Consider the following 14,770-nt stretch of genomic DNA (forward strand, 5'->3'; position numbering starts at 1 on the left):
ATAGTGGAGTATCAGTCAGTACCTCGGGCACTGACACACTGCTATCGGGGGCAAGCCCCCTCCCACATTCTGCCGCTCCATCACTTAGATCAATCTTGCTGTTCACCTTTTATTCGCGCACTTAGACTCGGGCCAATTCCTCTAAAGGTAATCCGCCATGTCCGAGACGCTGCTCAGTTCCCGCAATCTGGCTTTCGAGCTGTACGAAGTCCTCGATGCCGAGGGCCTGACCCAGCGCGAGCGGTTTGCCGAGCACAATCGCGAAACCTTCGATGCAGCCATCAGCACCGCGCGCAGCATCGCCGAAAAGTACTTCGCGCCCCATAACCGTAAAAACGACGAAAACGAACCGCGCTACGAGGACGGCAAAGCCATCCTGATCCCGGAGGTCAAACCGGCCGTGGATGCGTTTCTGGAGGCCGGTTTTCTCAACGCGGCGCGTAGCTTCGAGGCCGGCGGCATGCAATTGCCGACCCTGCTGTCCCAAGCCTGTTTTGCGCACTTTCAGTCGGCCAACGCGGCGTCCACGTCGTATCCGTTCCTGACCATGGGCGCGGCCAACCTGATCGAAAGCTTCGGTACTGAAGAGCAGAAACAGCGCTTCTTGCAGCCCATGATCGAGGGGCGCTTCTTCGGCACCATGGCGTTGACCGAGCCCCATGCAGGCTCGTCGCTGTCGGATATTCGTACACGCGCCGAACCTGCGGCCGACGGCACCTATCGCCTCAAAGGCAACAAGATCTTTATTTCCGGCGGCGATCATCCGTTGTCGGAAAACATCGTGCACATGGTGCTGGCCAAGTTGCCGGATGCGCCGCCGGGGGTGAAGGGCATTTCGCTGTTTATCGTGCCTAAATTCCTGGTCAACGACGACGGTAGCCTGGGCGCGCGTAACGATGTGTTGCTGGCGGGGCTGTTTCACAAGATGGGCTGGCGCGGCACCACGTCCACGGCGCTGAATTTCGGCGACAACGGCAACTGCGTGGGCTATCTGGTGGGCAAGCCACACCAGGGCCTGAGCTGCATGTTCCAGATGATGAACGAGGCGCGCATCGGCGTGGGCATGGGCGCGGTGATGCTCGGCTACGCCGGCTACCTGTACTCGCTGGAATACGCCCGCGAACGCCCGCAAGGTCGTCTGCCCGACAGTAAAGATCCTACGACTGCGCCGGTCTCGATCATTCAGCACGCGGACATCAAGCGCATGCTGCTGACGCAAAAGTCCTACGTGGAAGGTGCCTTCGATCTGGGCCTGTACGCGGCGCGCTTGTTCGATGACACCACCACCCTGGCCGATGAAGCGGAACGCAAACAGGCCCACGAATTGCTGGACCTGCTCACCCCTATCGTCAAATCCTGGCCATCGGAGTTCTGCCTCAAGGCCAACGAGCTGGCGATCCAGATTCTCGGCGGCCACGGCTACACCCGTGAATACCCGGTGGAGCAGTACTACCGTGACAACCGTTTGAACCCGATCCACGAGGGCACCCATGGCATCCAATCCCTGGACTTGCTGGGGCGCAAGCTGGCGCAGAACGGCGGCGCGGGGCTCAAGCAACTGATCCGCCTGATCGCCGACACCGGCGCGCGGGCCCAGCAGTACCCGTCACTCACCGCGTTGCGTGAACCGCTGGAACACCTGCTTAACAGACTGCAAAGCGTCACCCTCGGCCTGTTGACGGACCTCGCCCAAGGCAAGGTCAACAGCAGCCTGGCGAACTCGGCGCTGTACCTGAAGGTGTTCGGGCATACGGTAATTGGCTGGCGCTGGCTGGAACAAGCGATTCGCGCCGAAGAAGGACTGGCCAAGGGCAATGCGGCGGATGCAGGGTTCTATAAAGGCAAGCTCCAGGCCGCCCGGTACTTCCTGACCTGGGAAGTACCGAGCTGCCATCATGAACTGGCGATTCTGGAAGCACGGGACGATACGTGCCTGGGGATGCAGGATGAATGGTTCTAAGGCTGGATCGCCTTGGAAATCACCTCGACCGTGGCGCTGACTTGCTCTTGGTAACGGTCGAGTTCCTGCTGATGAGCCTGCTGCATTTCGATCTGCTCGGCGCACAGGTTCAGCGCCGCCAGCACCAGTAATTTGTCACCGATCAGGGTCGGGTACTTTTTCTTGGTAGTGGCCAGGGACGCCTTGAGCATGGTCACGGCGTGCATCAGGGTTTTGTCCTCCCCGGGCGGCGCCTTGATCGAGTAATCCTCTCCGAGAATCGAAACGACCTTTATCCCTTCGTTCATGCGCCCACGGGACCTGCGCTCACGCGCTCAACCAATGCCTGGATACGCGCGGCAGTGGCGCCGTGTTTTTCTTCCTGCTCCATCAGGTTCAGTTGCAGGCTGTCGTTTTCATCCTTGGCGCGGGCAAGTTCTGCCTTGAGGGATTCATTGCTGCCCAGCAGGTCTTGGTTTTGCTGTACCAGGTCATTGACCAGTTGTTCCAATTGGCTGAGGGATGCTTCTAACATTTTGATTTCTCGAGCGTTTTAAAAGGGCGGTGACGATAAAGAAAATTCACCTCGGATGCCAGGCTTATCCCCGGCGCGCAGCCCGGTTCTTCAGGGTGGGGCCACGCTTTCGAGCCTTAGTGACTGCATTTCCCCCATCTGGTTCCTGAATCCGTCCAACCCCTCGTCAGGTGCGACAAAAACGCACAGCACCCTTTAGACTTTAGTCGTACGACCGATAGCGATGCACACCCCGTCTCAAGGCCGCACGGATCGCGCTCCTTCCAGGATTCCAGCATGTCGCTTCGTAATATGAATATCGCTCCGAGGGCTTTCCTTGGGTTTGCGTTGATTGGTGCCCTCATGTTGTTTCTCGGTGTTTTCGCCTTGAACCAGATGAGTAAGATCCGGGCCGCCACCGAAGACATCACCCTCTCCAGCGTGCCAAGCATTCGCGCACTGGATGACTTCACCCAACTGACCCTGCGCCTGCGGGTACTGTCATACCGCCTGTTGACCAATCGTGAACCGGACGTGCAGCAAAAAACCCTGGAAGCGTTCGAACTGCGCAACCAGCAGATCCGCACCGCACAGGCTACCTACGAAAAGCTGATTGAAAGCCGCGAAGAGCGCGCTGCGTACGATGAATATGTGCGACTGCTTGGCCAGTACCACCAGATCGAAGCCCGCATGAAGAGCCTGTCCCAGGCCAATCAGATAGATGAGCTGCGCAACCTGCTTAACACTGAGTTGCTGAGCAACTCGGAGCAAGTCAACGCGGTGCTGACGCGTCTGTTGGATATCAACAACACCATGGCGTTGGCAACCAACCAGGAAGCTAAAGACCAATACGACCTGGCCGTTGACCTGGTGGTGGGTTTGCTGGTGATCGCCACAGCGCTGACAATGCTGTTCGCTTGGCTACTGACCCGCAGCATCACCGTGCCGATTTCCCAGGCATTGAATGCCGCCGAGACCATCGCCGAGGGTAACCTGACGCAGCCGGTCCAGGTCGACGGCAGCGACGAAGCCGGCCGCCTGCTCGCCGCCATGGCCAAGATGCAGACCAAACTGCGCGACACCCTGCAACGCATCGCCGGCTCGGCCAGTCAGTTGGCGTCGGCGGCAGAAGAGCTGAACGCGGTCACCGACGAAAGCGCGCGCGGCCTGACCCGACAGAACAACGAAATTGAACAGGCCGCCACCGCGGTCAACGAAATGACCAGCGCCGTCGAGGAAGTCGCGCGCAATGCCGTGAGCACCTCCGAAGCCTCACGCAACGCCACCGCCTCCGCCGGCGACGGCCGCGATCTGGTGCAGGAAACCGTCAGCGCCATCGAGCGTATGAGCGGCGACGTGCAGGCCACCGCCACCTTGATCGGTGACCTGGCCACTGAGTCGCGGGACATCGGCAAAGTGCTGGACGTGATTCGCGGCCTGGCCGACCAAACCAACCTGCTGGCTCTGAACGCCGCCATTGAGGCCGCCCGTGCCGGTGAAGCCGGGCGTGGATTTGCGGTGGTCGCCGATGAGGTCCGTGCCCTGGCCCATCGCACCCAACAGTCCACCAGCGAGATCGAGCGGATGATCGGCAGCATCCAAGCCGGCACCGAGCACGCGGTGGATTCGATGCGCAACAGCACCGAGCGCGCGGAATCGACGCTGAACATCGCCAAAGGTGCAGGGCTGTCCCTGGAAACCATCAACAGCGCGGTCGTCGAGATCAACGAACGCAACCTCGTGATCGCCAGCGCAGCGGAAGAGCAGGCGCAGGTGGCGCGGGAAGTGGACCGCAACCTGGTGAACATTCGTGATTTGTCGGTGCAATCGGCCACCGGGGCCAGCCAGACCAGCGCGGCCAGCGGTGAGCTGTCGCGCCTGGCGGTGGATCTCAACGGCATGGTAGGCCGCTTCCGCCTCTAACTGCCTGCACTGGCTTGAAATGTGGGAGGGGCTTGCCCCCGATAGTGGCGGGCCAGTTACAGATAAGCGGACTGACATACCCCCATCGGGGGCTTGCCCCCTGCCACATTTGGATCCATGGAATTAGGAAAAGCTTTTTGACAGGGCAGCAATTCAACAGGTTAGAATCCCTGGCACGCAGACTGCATGGTCAGTTTGCGCCCCGTCTTTTGTATCAGCTCATGGAGTACTGCCTTTGAATGCGACGACCATCAACAGCCTGTTCTTGATCGGCGCGTTGCTGGTGAGTGCGAGCATTCTGGTGAGTTCTCTTTCATCACGCCTGGGCATCCCGATTCTGGTGATTATCCTGGCCGTGGGCATGGTCGCCGGCGTCGACGGCGGCGGCATCATCTTCGACAACTATCCGACCGCCTACCTGGTGGGCAACCTCGCATTGGCCGTGATCCTGCTCGACGGCGGCTTGCGAACCCGAGTAGCGAGTTTCCGTGTGGCGCTTTGGCCGGCCTTGTCGCTGGCCACGGTGGGGGTGTTGATTACCACCGGCCTCACCGGCATGGCAGCGGCCTGGCTGTTCAACCTCAACATTATCCAAGGCTTACTGATCGGCGCGATTGTCGGCTCCACGGACGCCGCGGCGGTGTTCTCGCTGCTGGGCGGCAAGGGCTTGAACGAGCGGGTCAGCGCCAGCCTGGAAATCGAATCCGGCAGCAACGACCCGATGGCGGTGTTTCTCACTGTCACCCTGATCGACATGCTCGCCAGCGGCCAGACTGGCCTGCACTGGAGCCTACTGACCCATCTGGTGCGCGAATTCGGCATCGGCGGCCTGGTCGGATTGGGCGGCGGCTGGCTGATGTTGCAGATGGTCAATCGCATCAACCTGGCCACCGGCCTCTATCCGATTCTGGTGATCGCTGGCGGCCTGTTCGTCTTTGCCCTGACCAACGCCTTCCACGGCAGCGGCTTCCTCGCGGTGTACCTGTGCGGCCTGGTGATCGGCAACCGCCCGGTGCGCAGCCGTCACGGCATCTTGCATATGCTCGATGGCATGGCCTGGCTGGCGCAGATCGGCATGTTCCTGGTGCTGGGCCTGCTGGTCACGCCCCACGATCTGCTGCCCATCGCCCTGCCGGCCCTGGGCCTGGCGCTGTGGATGATCCTCTTCGCGCGGCCGTTGTCGGTGATGGTCGGCCTGCTGCCCTTCAAGGCCTTCCACGGCCGCGAAAAAGCCTTTATCGCCTGGGTCGGCCTGCGCGGCGCGGTGCCGATCATTCTGGCGGTGTTCCCGCTGATGGCTGGCCTGCCCCATGCCCAGCTGTATTTCAACCTGGCGTTCTTTATCGTGCTGGTGTCGCTGCTGGTACAGGGCACGAGCCTGCCGTGGGTGGCCAAGCTGCTTAAAGTCACGGTGCCACCGGACCCGGCGCCGATCTCACGGGCGGCACTGGAAGTCCACGTCACCAGCGAGTGGGAACTGTTCGTCTACCGCCTGGGCGCGGAGAAATGGTGCATCGGCGCGGCCCTGCGCGAGTTGAAAATGCCCGAAGGCACGCGCATCGCCGCCCTCTTTCGTGGCCAGCAACTGCTCCATCCGTCGGGTAGTACGGTGCTGGAAGTCGATGATCTGCTCTGCGTAATCGGCCACGAACACAACCTGCCGGCCCTGGGCAAGCTGTTCAGCCAGGCGCCGCAGCGTGGTCTGGACCTGCGCTTCTTCGGCGATTTCGTGCTGGAAGGCGACGCCCAGCTGGGCGCGGTGTCGGCGCTGTATGGCCTCAAGCTCGAAGGTATCGACCCGGATACGCCGCTAAGCCAGTTCATCACCCAAAAAGTCGGCGGCGCCCCGGTGGTGGGCGACCAGGTGGAGTGGAACAACACCATCTGGACCGTCGCGGTCATGGACGGGAACAAGATCGGCAAAGTGGGCGTCAGATTCCCCGAAGGAAGTCGCCCGGGGCCCGGACTCTTCCTCTAAACTGCGGGGCGACAACGCCCCCGATTCTTCACTAGCTCGACCGGTCTCTATGCCAATCCTGCGCTCTTTTCTCGCCACTGCCCTGCTGGGTCTGACCCTTTGCGTCGGCAACGTCTACGCTGCCGACCCGCCCAGCGCCGACGCCATCCAGCAATCCCTGGACAAGCTGCCCGACCGCAAACTGCCCGATGCCGATATGAAGGCGCTGCAGACCATCCTGCAGCAAACTCTCACGTATCTGAGCAACAAGCAGGATTACGAGCAGCGCCTGGTCGATCTCAAGCGACAGCTGGACGACGCCCCGCGCCAGACCAGCGAAAACCAGCGCGAGCTGACACGGCTCAAGGCCACCAAAATCATTCCAGTGGCCCAGCGGTATGCCAGCCTGCCGATCCCGCAGTTGGAACAGCTGCTGGTGCAGCGCAGCACCCAGCAAGGCGACCTGCAAAAAGAACTGGCCGACGCCAACAGCCTGACCATCGCCGCCCAAACCCGCCCAGAGCGCGCCCAGACCGAAATCAGCAGCAGCCAGACGCGCATCCAGCAGATCAACGCTACTCTCAAGTCCGGCAAGGACAACGGCAAAGCCCTGAGCAGCGACCAACGCAATCAGTTGAACGCCGAATTGGCGGCCCTGAATGCGCTGATCCCGCTGCGGCGTCAGGAACTGGCGGGCAACAGTCAGTTGCAAGACCTGGGCAACAGCCAGCACGACCTGATCCAGGAAAAGACCGCGCGCCTGGAACAGGAAATCCAGGATCTGCAAACCCTGATCAATCAGAAGCGTCTGGCCCAGAGCCAGCAGACGGTGACCCAACAGTCCATCGAGGCGCAGAAAGCCGGCGGCAGCAGCCTGCTGGCCTCGGAAAGCGCAGCCAACCTGAAGCTGTCCGACTACCTGCTCAAAAGCACCGACCGCCTCAACGACCTGACGCAGAAAAACCTGCAAACCAAACAACAGCTGGACGCCGTCACTCAGAGCGATTCGGCGCTGGACGAGCAGATCAACGTGCTCAAGGGCAGCCTGCTGCTGTCCAAAATTCTCTACAAACAGAAACAAGCCCTGCCGCGTCTCACGGTGGACCGTGACCTGGCGGACGATATCGCCAACATTCGGCTGTATCAGTTTGAGGTCAACCAGCAGCGCGAGCTGATCAGCTCCCCCAGCGCTTATGTGGATAACCTGCTGGCCAACCAGCCCCCGGACGACGTGACCCCGCAACTGCGGCGCACCCTGCTGGAACTGGCGATCACCCGCAGCGACTTGCTCGAACGCCTGAGCCGCGAGTTGAGCGCGTTGCTGAACGAATCCATCACCCTGCAACTGAACCAGAAACAACTGCTCAGCACCGCCACCACCCTGCGCGCGACGCTGGACGAGCAGATGTTCTGGATTCCCAGCAATAAGCCGCTGGACACCGAGTGGCTGGAAACCGTACCGGCGCACCTGAGCAAGCAAATCACCACCCTGCCGTGGGCCTCCAGCCTCAGCGAGTTGTATGACGGCCTGATCCAGCGCCCGCTGCTGTTCCTGCCGCTGCTGCTGTTGATCGGCGCGCTGCTGTGGCGCCGCAAGGCCCTGTATCAGCGCCTGAATAAGGTCCATCTGGACATCGGCCACTTCAAGCGCGACAGCCAGTGGCATACGCCGCAGGCCATTTTGATCAATATTTTGCTGGCAATGCCGGTGTCCCTGGGCCTGGCCCTATGCGGCTACGCGCTGCAGATCGACGCACGCGGGCAGAACGCCAACCTGGGCTCGGCCCTGTTGCAATTGGCCCAGGCGTGGCTAGTGTTCTACACCGCTTACCGGATTCTCGCGCCTGGTGGCGTGGCGGAACTGCACTTCCGCTGGGAAAAACCCCAGGTCGAATTCCTCCAGGGCTGGGTGCGCAAGCTCGGCCTGGTGGTATTGGCCCTGGTGGCCGTGGTCGCTATCGCCGAGCACCAACCGGCGGCGCTGGCCGACGACGTGCTGGGCATCGGCGTGGTGCTGACCTGCTACGCGCTGATGGCCTGGCTGCTGGGTCGCCTGCTGCTCCACAGCCCCACCCACGAAAAAGCATCGTTGTTTCGCAAAGCCGTGGGCCTGTTGTTTACCGCACTGCCTATCGCACTGTTTATCGCGGTGTGCTTCGGCTACTACTACACCGCCCTCAAACTCAGCGACCGCTTGATCAATACCCTGTACCTGCTGATGTTCTGGCTGGTGATCGAAGCCACCTTCGTCCGTGGCCTGGGCGTGGCGGCCCGTCGCCTGGCCTACTCCCGCGCCCTGGCCAAACGTCAGGCGGCCAAGGAGGCCGGCGATGGCGAAGCGGTGATCGAAGAGCCGACACTGGATATCGAACAGGTCAACGAACAGTCCATGCGCCTGATCCGCCTGGCCCTGCTCGGCGGCTTTATTGCGGCGTTGTACTGGGTGTGGTCGGATCTGATCTCGGTATTTTCCTACCTGGACAACGTCACCCTGTACGAATACACCAGCGGCACTGGCGCGAATATCAGCATGGTGCCTATCAGCATCGGCGATTTGCTCGGCGCGCTGATCATCATCGGCATCACCTTCGCCCTGGCGCGCAACCTGCCCGGCCTGCTGGAAGTGTTGGTGCTGTCCAAACTGGATCTGGCCCAGGGCAGCGCCTACGCCACCACTACCTTGCTGTCCTACATCATTGCCGGCGTGGGCTTTGTCTCAACCCTCTCTACCCTCGGCGTGAGCTGGGACAAGTTGCAATGGCTGGTGGCGGCGCTGTCGGTGGGGTTGGGCTTCGGTATGCAGGAGATCTTCGCCAACTTTATCTCCGGCATCATGATTCTGTTCGAACGCCCGGTGCGTATCGGCGACACCATCACCATCGGCAACCTGTCGGGCACGGTGAGCAAGATCCGCATCCGCGCCACTACGATTACCGACTTCGACCGCAAGGACATCATTGTCCCGAACAAAACTTTCATCACTGGGCAACTGATCAACTGGTCGCTGACCGACACCATCACCCGCGTGACCTTGAAACTGGGGGTGGACTACGGCTCCGACCTGGACCTGGTGAAGGAATTGTTACTCAAGGCCGCCAGGGAAAACCCACGGGTTCTGAAAGATCCGGAACCCCACGTGTACTTCCTCAACTTCGGCGAAAGCACCCTGGACCACGAACTGCGCATGCATGTGCGTGACCTGGGCGACCGCAACCCGGTGCTGGACGAGGTCAACCGCTACATCAACCGCGAATTCAAGAAACAGCACATCAACATCTCGTTCCGGCAGATGGAGGTGTACCTCAAGAATATGCACGGGCAGGAGTACAAACTAGTGCCGGTGGAGGACGAGCGTAAGACCATCGTCGGCGCGCAACCGAGCACGGATGCCCCCGAGCCGCCCGCCGGCAAAGTCGTCGATGCACCGGAACCGCCGCCGAGCAAACTCGACTAAACCCTCTATCCCCAGCAGAATGCTCGGACATTCTGCTGGAGATGGCCGGTGAAAGCCCTCGACGACCTGACCTTCGACAACCGCTTCGCACGCCTGGGCGACGCGTTTTCAACCCACGTTCTGCCCGAACCTCTCGACAAGCCGCGCCTGGTAGTGGCCAGTCCTGCGGCCATGGCCTTGCTCGACCTCGACCCATCGGTGGCCGACACGCCGCTGTTCGCCGAGCTGTTTGGCGGCCACAAACTGTGGGCCGAAGCAGAGCCCCGGGCGATGGTGTATTCCGGCCATCAGTTCGGCGGCTACAGCCCACAACTGGGCGATGGCCGCGGCTTGCTGCTGGGCGAGGCATACAACGCCGCCGGCGAGCACTGGGACCTGCACCTCAAAGGTGCGGGAATGACGCCTTACTCGCGCATGGGCGATGGCCGCGCGGTTTTGCGCTCGTCGATCCGTGAGTTTCTCGCATCCGAGGCGCTGCACGCGCTGGGCATCCCCAGCAGCCGCGCGCTGTGCGTGATCGGCTCCGACACACCCGTATGGCGCGAGAAACAGGAGCGCGGCGCCATGCTGCTGCGCTTGGCGCCGAGCCATATCCGCTTCGGGCATTTCGAATATTTCTATTACACCCAAAAGTCCGAGCAGTTGGCGCAACTGGCCGAGCACGTACTCAACCTGCACTACCCCGAATGCCGCGAACAGCCGGAGCCGTACCTGGCGATGTTCCGCGAAATCGTCGAGCGCAACGCCGAACTGATCGCTAAATGGCAGGCCTATGGTTTCTGCCACGGGGTGATGAACACTGACAATATGTCGATCCTGGGCATTACCTTCGACTTCGGGCCGTTTGCGTTTCTGGATGATTTCGACGCGCACTTCATCTGCAACCACTCCGACCATGAAGGGCGCTATTCCTTCAGCAACCAGGTGCCGATTGGCCAATGGAACCTCAGCGCGCTGGCCCAGGCGCTCACGCCGTTTATCAGCGTCGATGCCTTGAAGGAAACGCTGGGTTTATTCCTGCCGCTGTACCAAGCCCATTACCTGGACTTGATGCGCCGCCGCCTGGGCCTTACCACGGCCGAAGAGGCTGACCAGAAATTGGTGGAACGCCTGCTGCAACTGATGCAGAACAGTGGCGTGGACTACACCTTGTTCTTCCGCCGCCTGGGGGATGAACCGGCCGCGCTGGCCGTGAGCCGCTTGCGTGATGACTTTGTCGACCTGGCCGGGTTCGATGCCTGGGCCAAGCTGTACACAGCGCGGATCACACGGAACGGCGACTACACCGAAGAACAACGCCGCGAACGCATGCACGCGGTCAACCCGCTGTACATCCTGCGTAACTACCTCGCACAAAACGCCATTACCGCCGCCGAGTCAGGCGATTACAGCGAAGTGCGGCGGCTACATGAGGTGCTGAGCAAGCCGTTCGAGGAACAGCCCGGCATGGAACAGTACGCGCAGCGGCCTCCGGATTGGGGCAAACACCTGGAAATCAGTTGCTCGTCGTGAAATCGAGAGGTCGACCCCAGCTGGCTACCTTGATAAACACCGGCGGCGGCGCCAAATAGAATCCATTGGCCATCCCCAGGAGCCCATCATGTCCGAACCTCTTGTCATCCCTTGCCCCCATTGCAACGGCCTCAACCGCATCCCCGGCGAACGCCTGGGTGATGCGCCCAAATGCGGGCGTTGCAAGCAACCCGTATTGCTGAACAAGCCGTTTGAGTTGAAACAAGGCGACTACGCCAGCCAGATCAAGGGCGATCTGCCGCTGTTGGTGGACGTGTGGGCCGACTGGTGCGGGCCGTGCAAGTCGTTTGCGCCGGTGTTTGAACAAGCAGCCGGTCAGCTGGAAGGCAAGTGCCGCCTGGCCAAGCTCGACAGCGAGGCCAACCAGCAGTTGTCGGCGCAATTGGGGATTCGCTCGATCCCCAGCTTGATCCTGTTCAAGAACGGCCGCGAAGTGGCGCGCCAGAGCGGCGCGTTTCCGCTGCCGCAATTGATGAGCTGGTTGCGTAGCCAGGGGATATAACCGCACCGAGACAATGCTGGACGCCGTGGGTGGGGGGCAACCCCCTCCCACCTTGGATCTGTGTGGTGCTTGAAGGTCAGGCGTTTTCCAGCAGGTTATGCAGTTCCACAAATTGCTGAGTCAGCTTATGCCGTGGGTCCAGGTGGATCAGCGGGCGGCTTTCCTGGTGCGACTCGCGCATGCGCACCGAACTGGCCAGGTACACCGGCAGCACCGGCAGGCCTTCGGCGATCAACTCGTCGAGCATCTGTTGCGGCAAGCTGGCGCGGGCCTGGAATTGGTTGACCACAATGCCTTCTACTTCCAGCCCTTCGTTATGGTCTTCTTTCAACTCTTCGATTTCCGCCAACAGACCGTACAGCGCCTGGCGCGAGAAACTGTCGCAATCGAAGGGGATCAATACGCGATCAGCGGCAATCAGCGCCGAAACCGCATAGAAATTCAAGGCTGGCGGGGTATCGAGGTAAATGCGGTCGTAATCGTCGTCCAGCTCGTCCAGCAGTTTTCGCAACTTGTTGATCTTGTGCTTGGCTTCGAGCTTGGGCTGCAGGTCCGCCAACTCGGCGGTAGCGGTGATCACATGCAGGTTATCGAAGGGCGTTTCGTAGATATCCACCTTGTTCTTCTTGGAAAACGGTCCGGAAGACAGGGTTTGCTTGAAAAAATCGGCGATCCCCATGGGGATATCGTCCCCAGTCAGGCCGGTCAGGTACTGGGTAGAGTTGGCTTGTGCATCCAGGTCAACCAACAGGGTTCGATAGCCTTCGCTGGCGCTGACCGCCGCCAGGTTGCAGGCGATGCTGGATTTGCCCACGCCGCCTTTCTGATTGAACACCACACGCCGCATGGAAAAACCTCCGTGTATCAATGAATGTCCGAGTGTAGAGGGCAAAAGCGCCTGTTAGCTACCTCGTTCATCCATGCACTGCTGCATCGACCGAAAGCCGTAGTACGTCACACACGAAGGTTTAGGAAGGGTCCGACAGCCCAACTAGCGCCTGGGTAACGGACAATCTGCAAATCTTTCCCACGATTTTGTAATCGGCCTTGAACATTTTTTTACCAATGTTTGCTAGAACCCCACGGCACCCGGATAATGCGCGCCATTCGGCGCTTGCTGCCTGTCCCGGTATTCGGGGCCAAATGCCGCACATGGAAGCCCGCAGGGGCGGGATAACTTCTCAGTGATCAATTTCAACATCGCCCAATGGCGCGCCTGGGCCCCTGGCCTGGAGAGTGCGGACGACTGGCACGCGTGGTGCCAGGCCCCGGTGTTGCTGCCTGAAAGCGAAGCTTCTCCCGATGTGTCATTTCTGCCGGCAATACAACGTCGGCGCTTGAGCCGTCTGGCGCGCATGGCGTTCAGTGTGGGCTGGCCGCTGGCCGAGGGCCTTCAAGACCTGCCGCTGGTGTTCATTTCGCGCCACGGCGAAACCCCGCGCACCCTCGATATCCTCAGCGACCTGGCCCACGAACAACCGCTGTCGCCGACCCAGTTCAGCCTATCGGTGCACAACGCCGTGATCGGCCTGTGGTCGATCCTGCGTAATGAAACCAGCGAGATGACCGCCCTCGCTGCCGCCGGCGACGGCCTGGAACACGGTCTGCTCGAAGCCGCCGCGCTGCTCCAGGAAGGCGCGCCGGCGGTGCTGCTGGTGATCACCGAAGAACAGCCGCCCGCCGCCTATACCAGTTGGATCCATGACGTGCCGTTTCCGTATGCACTCGGCCTGTTGCTCACCCCAGGCGACGAGTGGCAACTGGAACTCACCACCGGCAGTGTCCAAGCCACTCAAACCCAGTGGCCCCACGCCCTGAACCTGCTGCGCGCCCTGCTCACCGACCAGGGTGCCTGCCAACATGCCTGGAAGAACCGCGTATGGAATTGGCAACGCAAGCCATGACCAACAAGCCCCGGGACGCCTACTACTGGCGCCTGTTCGCCACCGCTGCCAGCTTCGTGCTGTTCGGTTTCGGTGGGCTGTGCTTGCGCCTGCTGGTGTTCCCCCTGCTCAGTTGCCTGCCAGGCAGTGCGGCCCGGCATCGAGGGCGCGCGCGGCACACCATCAGTTGGCTGTTCTGGTTCTTTATCCGCCTGATGCAACGCGCGGGCGTGCTGACTTATAGCGTCGAAGGCGCGGAAAAACTCGGACGCCCCGGCCAGATGATCATTGCCAACCACCCGTCGCTGATCGATGTGGTGTTTCTGATCGGCCTGGTGCGCCAGGCCAATTGCGTGGTCAAGCAGAGCCTGTGGCAGGACCCCTTCACCCGCGGGCCGGTGCGCGACGCCGGCTATATCAGCAACGACGGCAGCGCCGAGATGCTCGATGCCGCCGCCGCTGCACTGCAAAGCGGGCAAACCCTGATCATCTTTCCCGAAGGCACCCGCACCACTCCCGGTGCCGCGCCGGCCTTTCATCGCGGGGGCGCCGCCATTGCATTGCGAGGTGCGACAATCATCACCCCCGTCGTGATCAAGGTCAGCCCCACCACCCTGACCAAGGCCGAACCCTGGTATCGCATTCCTAAACGCCGCGTGCACTTCAGTTTGCGGGTTGGCGCCGATATAGAACCACAGGCGTTCGCTGCACTGGGCCCCGCGCCCCAGGCTTCACGCAAGCTCAACGATTACCTGCACCACTATTTCATTAAGGAGCTCGCCGAAGATGAGCGACAAACAACGCCTTGAGCACGACATAAAGACGCTGATCATCGAGGCCCTGGGCCTGGAAGACATCGGCGCGGAAGATATCCCCAGCGACCAGATCCTGTTCGGCGAAGGCTTGGGCCTGGATTCGGTGGACGCCCTGGAACTGGGCCTGGCCATCCAGAAAAAGTACGGCATCAAGATCGATGCCGACGCCAAGGACACTCGCAACCACTTCACCAACGTGGCCAGCCTTGCGGCGTTCGTCACGGCCCGCCAGGCAGCTTGAGACCGGACC

12 protein-coding genes and 1 pseudogene are annotated in these 14,770 nt (G+C 61.1%); 10 read left to right on the plus strand and 3 right to left on the minus strand.

The features are described from left to right. The first annotated feature begins 157 nt into the window (after positions 1 to 157). The gene (locus tag QRN41_RS12495; RefSeq protein WP_034095543.1) at positions 158 to 1,960 is read left to right on the plus strand and encodes an acyl-CoA dehydrogenase; all 1,803 of its coding nucleotides are present in this window, start codon (positions 158 to 160) and stop codon (positions 1,958 to 1,960) included. Here QRN41_RS12495 and QRN41_RS12500 read toward each other — a convergent pair. Both QRN41_RS12500 and QRN41_RS12505 read right to left on the minus strand, forming a co-directional pair. Next, complete coding sequence (locus QRN41_RS12500) at positions 1,957 to 2,247, minus strand: cell division protein ZapA (RefSeq protein WP_034111467.1); 291 nt, start codon at positions 2,245 to 2,247, stop codon at positions 1,957 to 1,959. The genes QRN41_RS12495 and QRN41_RS12500 overlap by 4 nt on opposite strands. After that, positions 2,244 to 2,474, minus strand: a complete 231-nt coding sequence (locus QRN41_RS12505) for a hypothetical protein (RefSeq protein ID WP_034095541.1) — start codon at positions 2,472 to 2,474, stop codon at positions 2,244 to 2,246. The genes QRN41_RS12500 and QRN41_RS12505 overlap by 4 nt, the downstream gene beginning before the upstream one ends. 291 nt (positions 2,475 to 2,765) lie before the next feature. On the opposite strand from QRN41_RS12505, the pseudogene QRN41_RS26320 reads away from it, so the two are divergent. The 6 genes and pseudogenes from QRN41_RS26320 to trxC form a co-directional block, all read left to right on the plus strand. Further along, a pseudogene (locus tag QRN41_RS26320) lies at positions 2,766 to 3,521 on the plus strand (MCP four helix bundle domain-containing protein); the annotation flags it as partial. Further along, positions 3,513 to 4,376 (plus strand): methyl-accepting chemotaxis protein, encoded by an 864-nt coding sequence (locus QRN41_RS26325; RefSeq protein ID WP_431607606.1) that lies wholly within the window; start codon positions 3,513 to 3,515, stop codon positions 4,374 to 4,376. The pseudogene QRN41_RS26320 and the gene QRN41_RS26325, both read left to right, overlap by 9 nt. Positions 4,377 to 4,611: 235 nt before the next feature. Continuing rightward, positions 4,612 to 6,354 (plus strand): potassium/proton antiporter, encoded by a 1,743-nt coding sequence (locus tag QRN41_RS12515; protein WP_034095540.1) that lies wholly within the window; start codon positions 4,612 to 4,614, stop codon positions 6,352 to 6,354. Between the two features lie 49 nt (positions 6,355 to 6,403). Continuing rightward, positions 6,404 to 9,787, plus strand: a complete 3,384-nt coding sequence (gene mscK, locus QRN41_RS12520; RefSeq protein ID WP_167416768.1) for a mechanosensitive channel MscK — start codon at positions 6,404 to 6,406, stop codon at positions 9,785 to 9,787. 48 nt (positions 9,788 to 9,835) lie between these two features. Further along, a complete protein-coding gene (selO, locus tag QRN41_RS12525; RefSeq protein ID WP_167416767.1) occupies positions 9,836 to 11,299 on the plus strand; it encodes a protein adenylyltransferase SelO in 1,464 nt (487 codons plus the stop codon). An 88-nt stretch (positions 11,300 to 11,387) separates the two neighbouring features. Continuing rightward, positions 11,388 to 11,822, plus strand: a complete 435-nt coding sequence (gene trxC / locus QRN41_RS12530) for a thioredoxin TrxC (protein ID WP_034095537.1) — start codon at positions 11,388 to 11,390, stop codon at positions 11,820 to 11,822. Positions 11,823 to 11,898: 76 nt separating this feature from the next. Here the strand turns inward: trxC and QRN41_RS12535 are convergent, their stop codons facing one another. Further along, positions 11,899 to 12,669, minus strand: coding sequence for a ParA family protein (locus QRN41_RS12535; protein ID WP_040265801.1), 771 nt, complete (start codon positions 12,667 to 12,669; stop codon positions 11,899 to 11,901). Positions 12,670 to 13,006: 337 nt separating this feature from the next. On the opposite strand from QRN41_RS12535, the gene QRN41_RS12540 reads away from it, so the two are divergent. Genes QRN41_RS12540 through QRN41_RS12550 form a run of 3 tightly spaced genes read left to right on the plus strand, consistent with a single transcriptional unit; the run spans position 13,007 to position 14,761 of the window. Next, positions 13,007 to 13,726, plus strand: a complete 720-nt coding sequence (locus QRN41_RS12540; RefSeq protein WP_167416766.1) for a beta-ketoacyl synthase chain length factor — start codon at positions 13,007 to 13,009, stop codon at positions 13,724 to 13,726. After that, entirely contained in the window at positions 13,702 to 14,514 is an 813-nt protein-coding gene (locus QRN41_RS12545) for a lysophospholipid acyltransferase family protein (RefSeq protein WP_167416765.1), read from the plus strand. The genes QRN41_RS12540 and QRN41_RS12545 overlap by 25 nt, the downstream gene beginning before the upstream one ends. Then, positions 14,492 to 14,761, plus strand: a complete 270-nt coding sequence (locus tag QRN41_RS12550; RefSeq protein WP_167416764.1) for a phosphopantetheine-binding protein — start codon at positions 14,492 to 14,494, stop codon at positions 14,759 to 14,761. The genes QRN41_RS12545 and QRN41_RS12550 overlap by 23 nt, the downstream gene beginning before the upstream one ends. Positions 14,762 to 14,770 lie beyond the last annotated feature (9 nt).

The organism is Pseudomonas sp. efr-133-TYG-23 (genome assembly GCF_030209215.1).
GTDB classification, from domain to species: Bacteria; Pseudomonadota; Gammaproteobacteria; order Pseudomonadales; family Pseudomonadaceae; genus Aquipseudomonas; species Aquipseudomonas rhodesiae.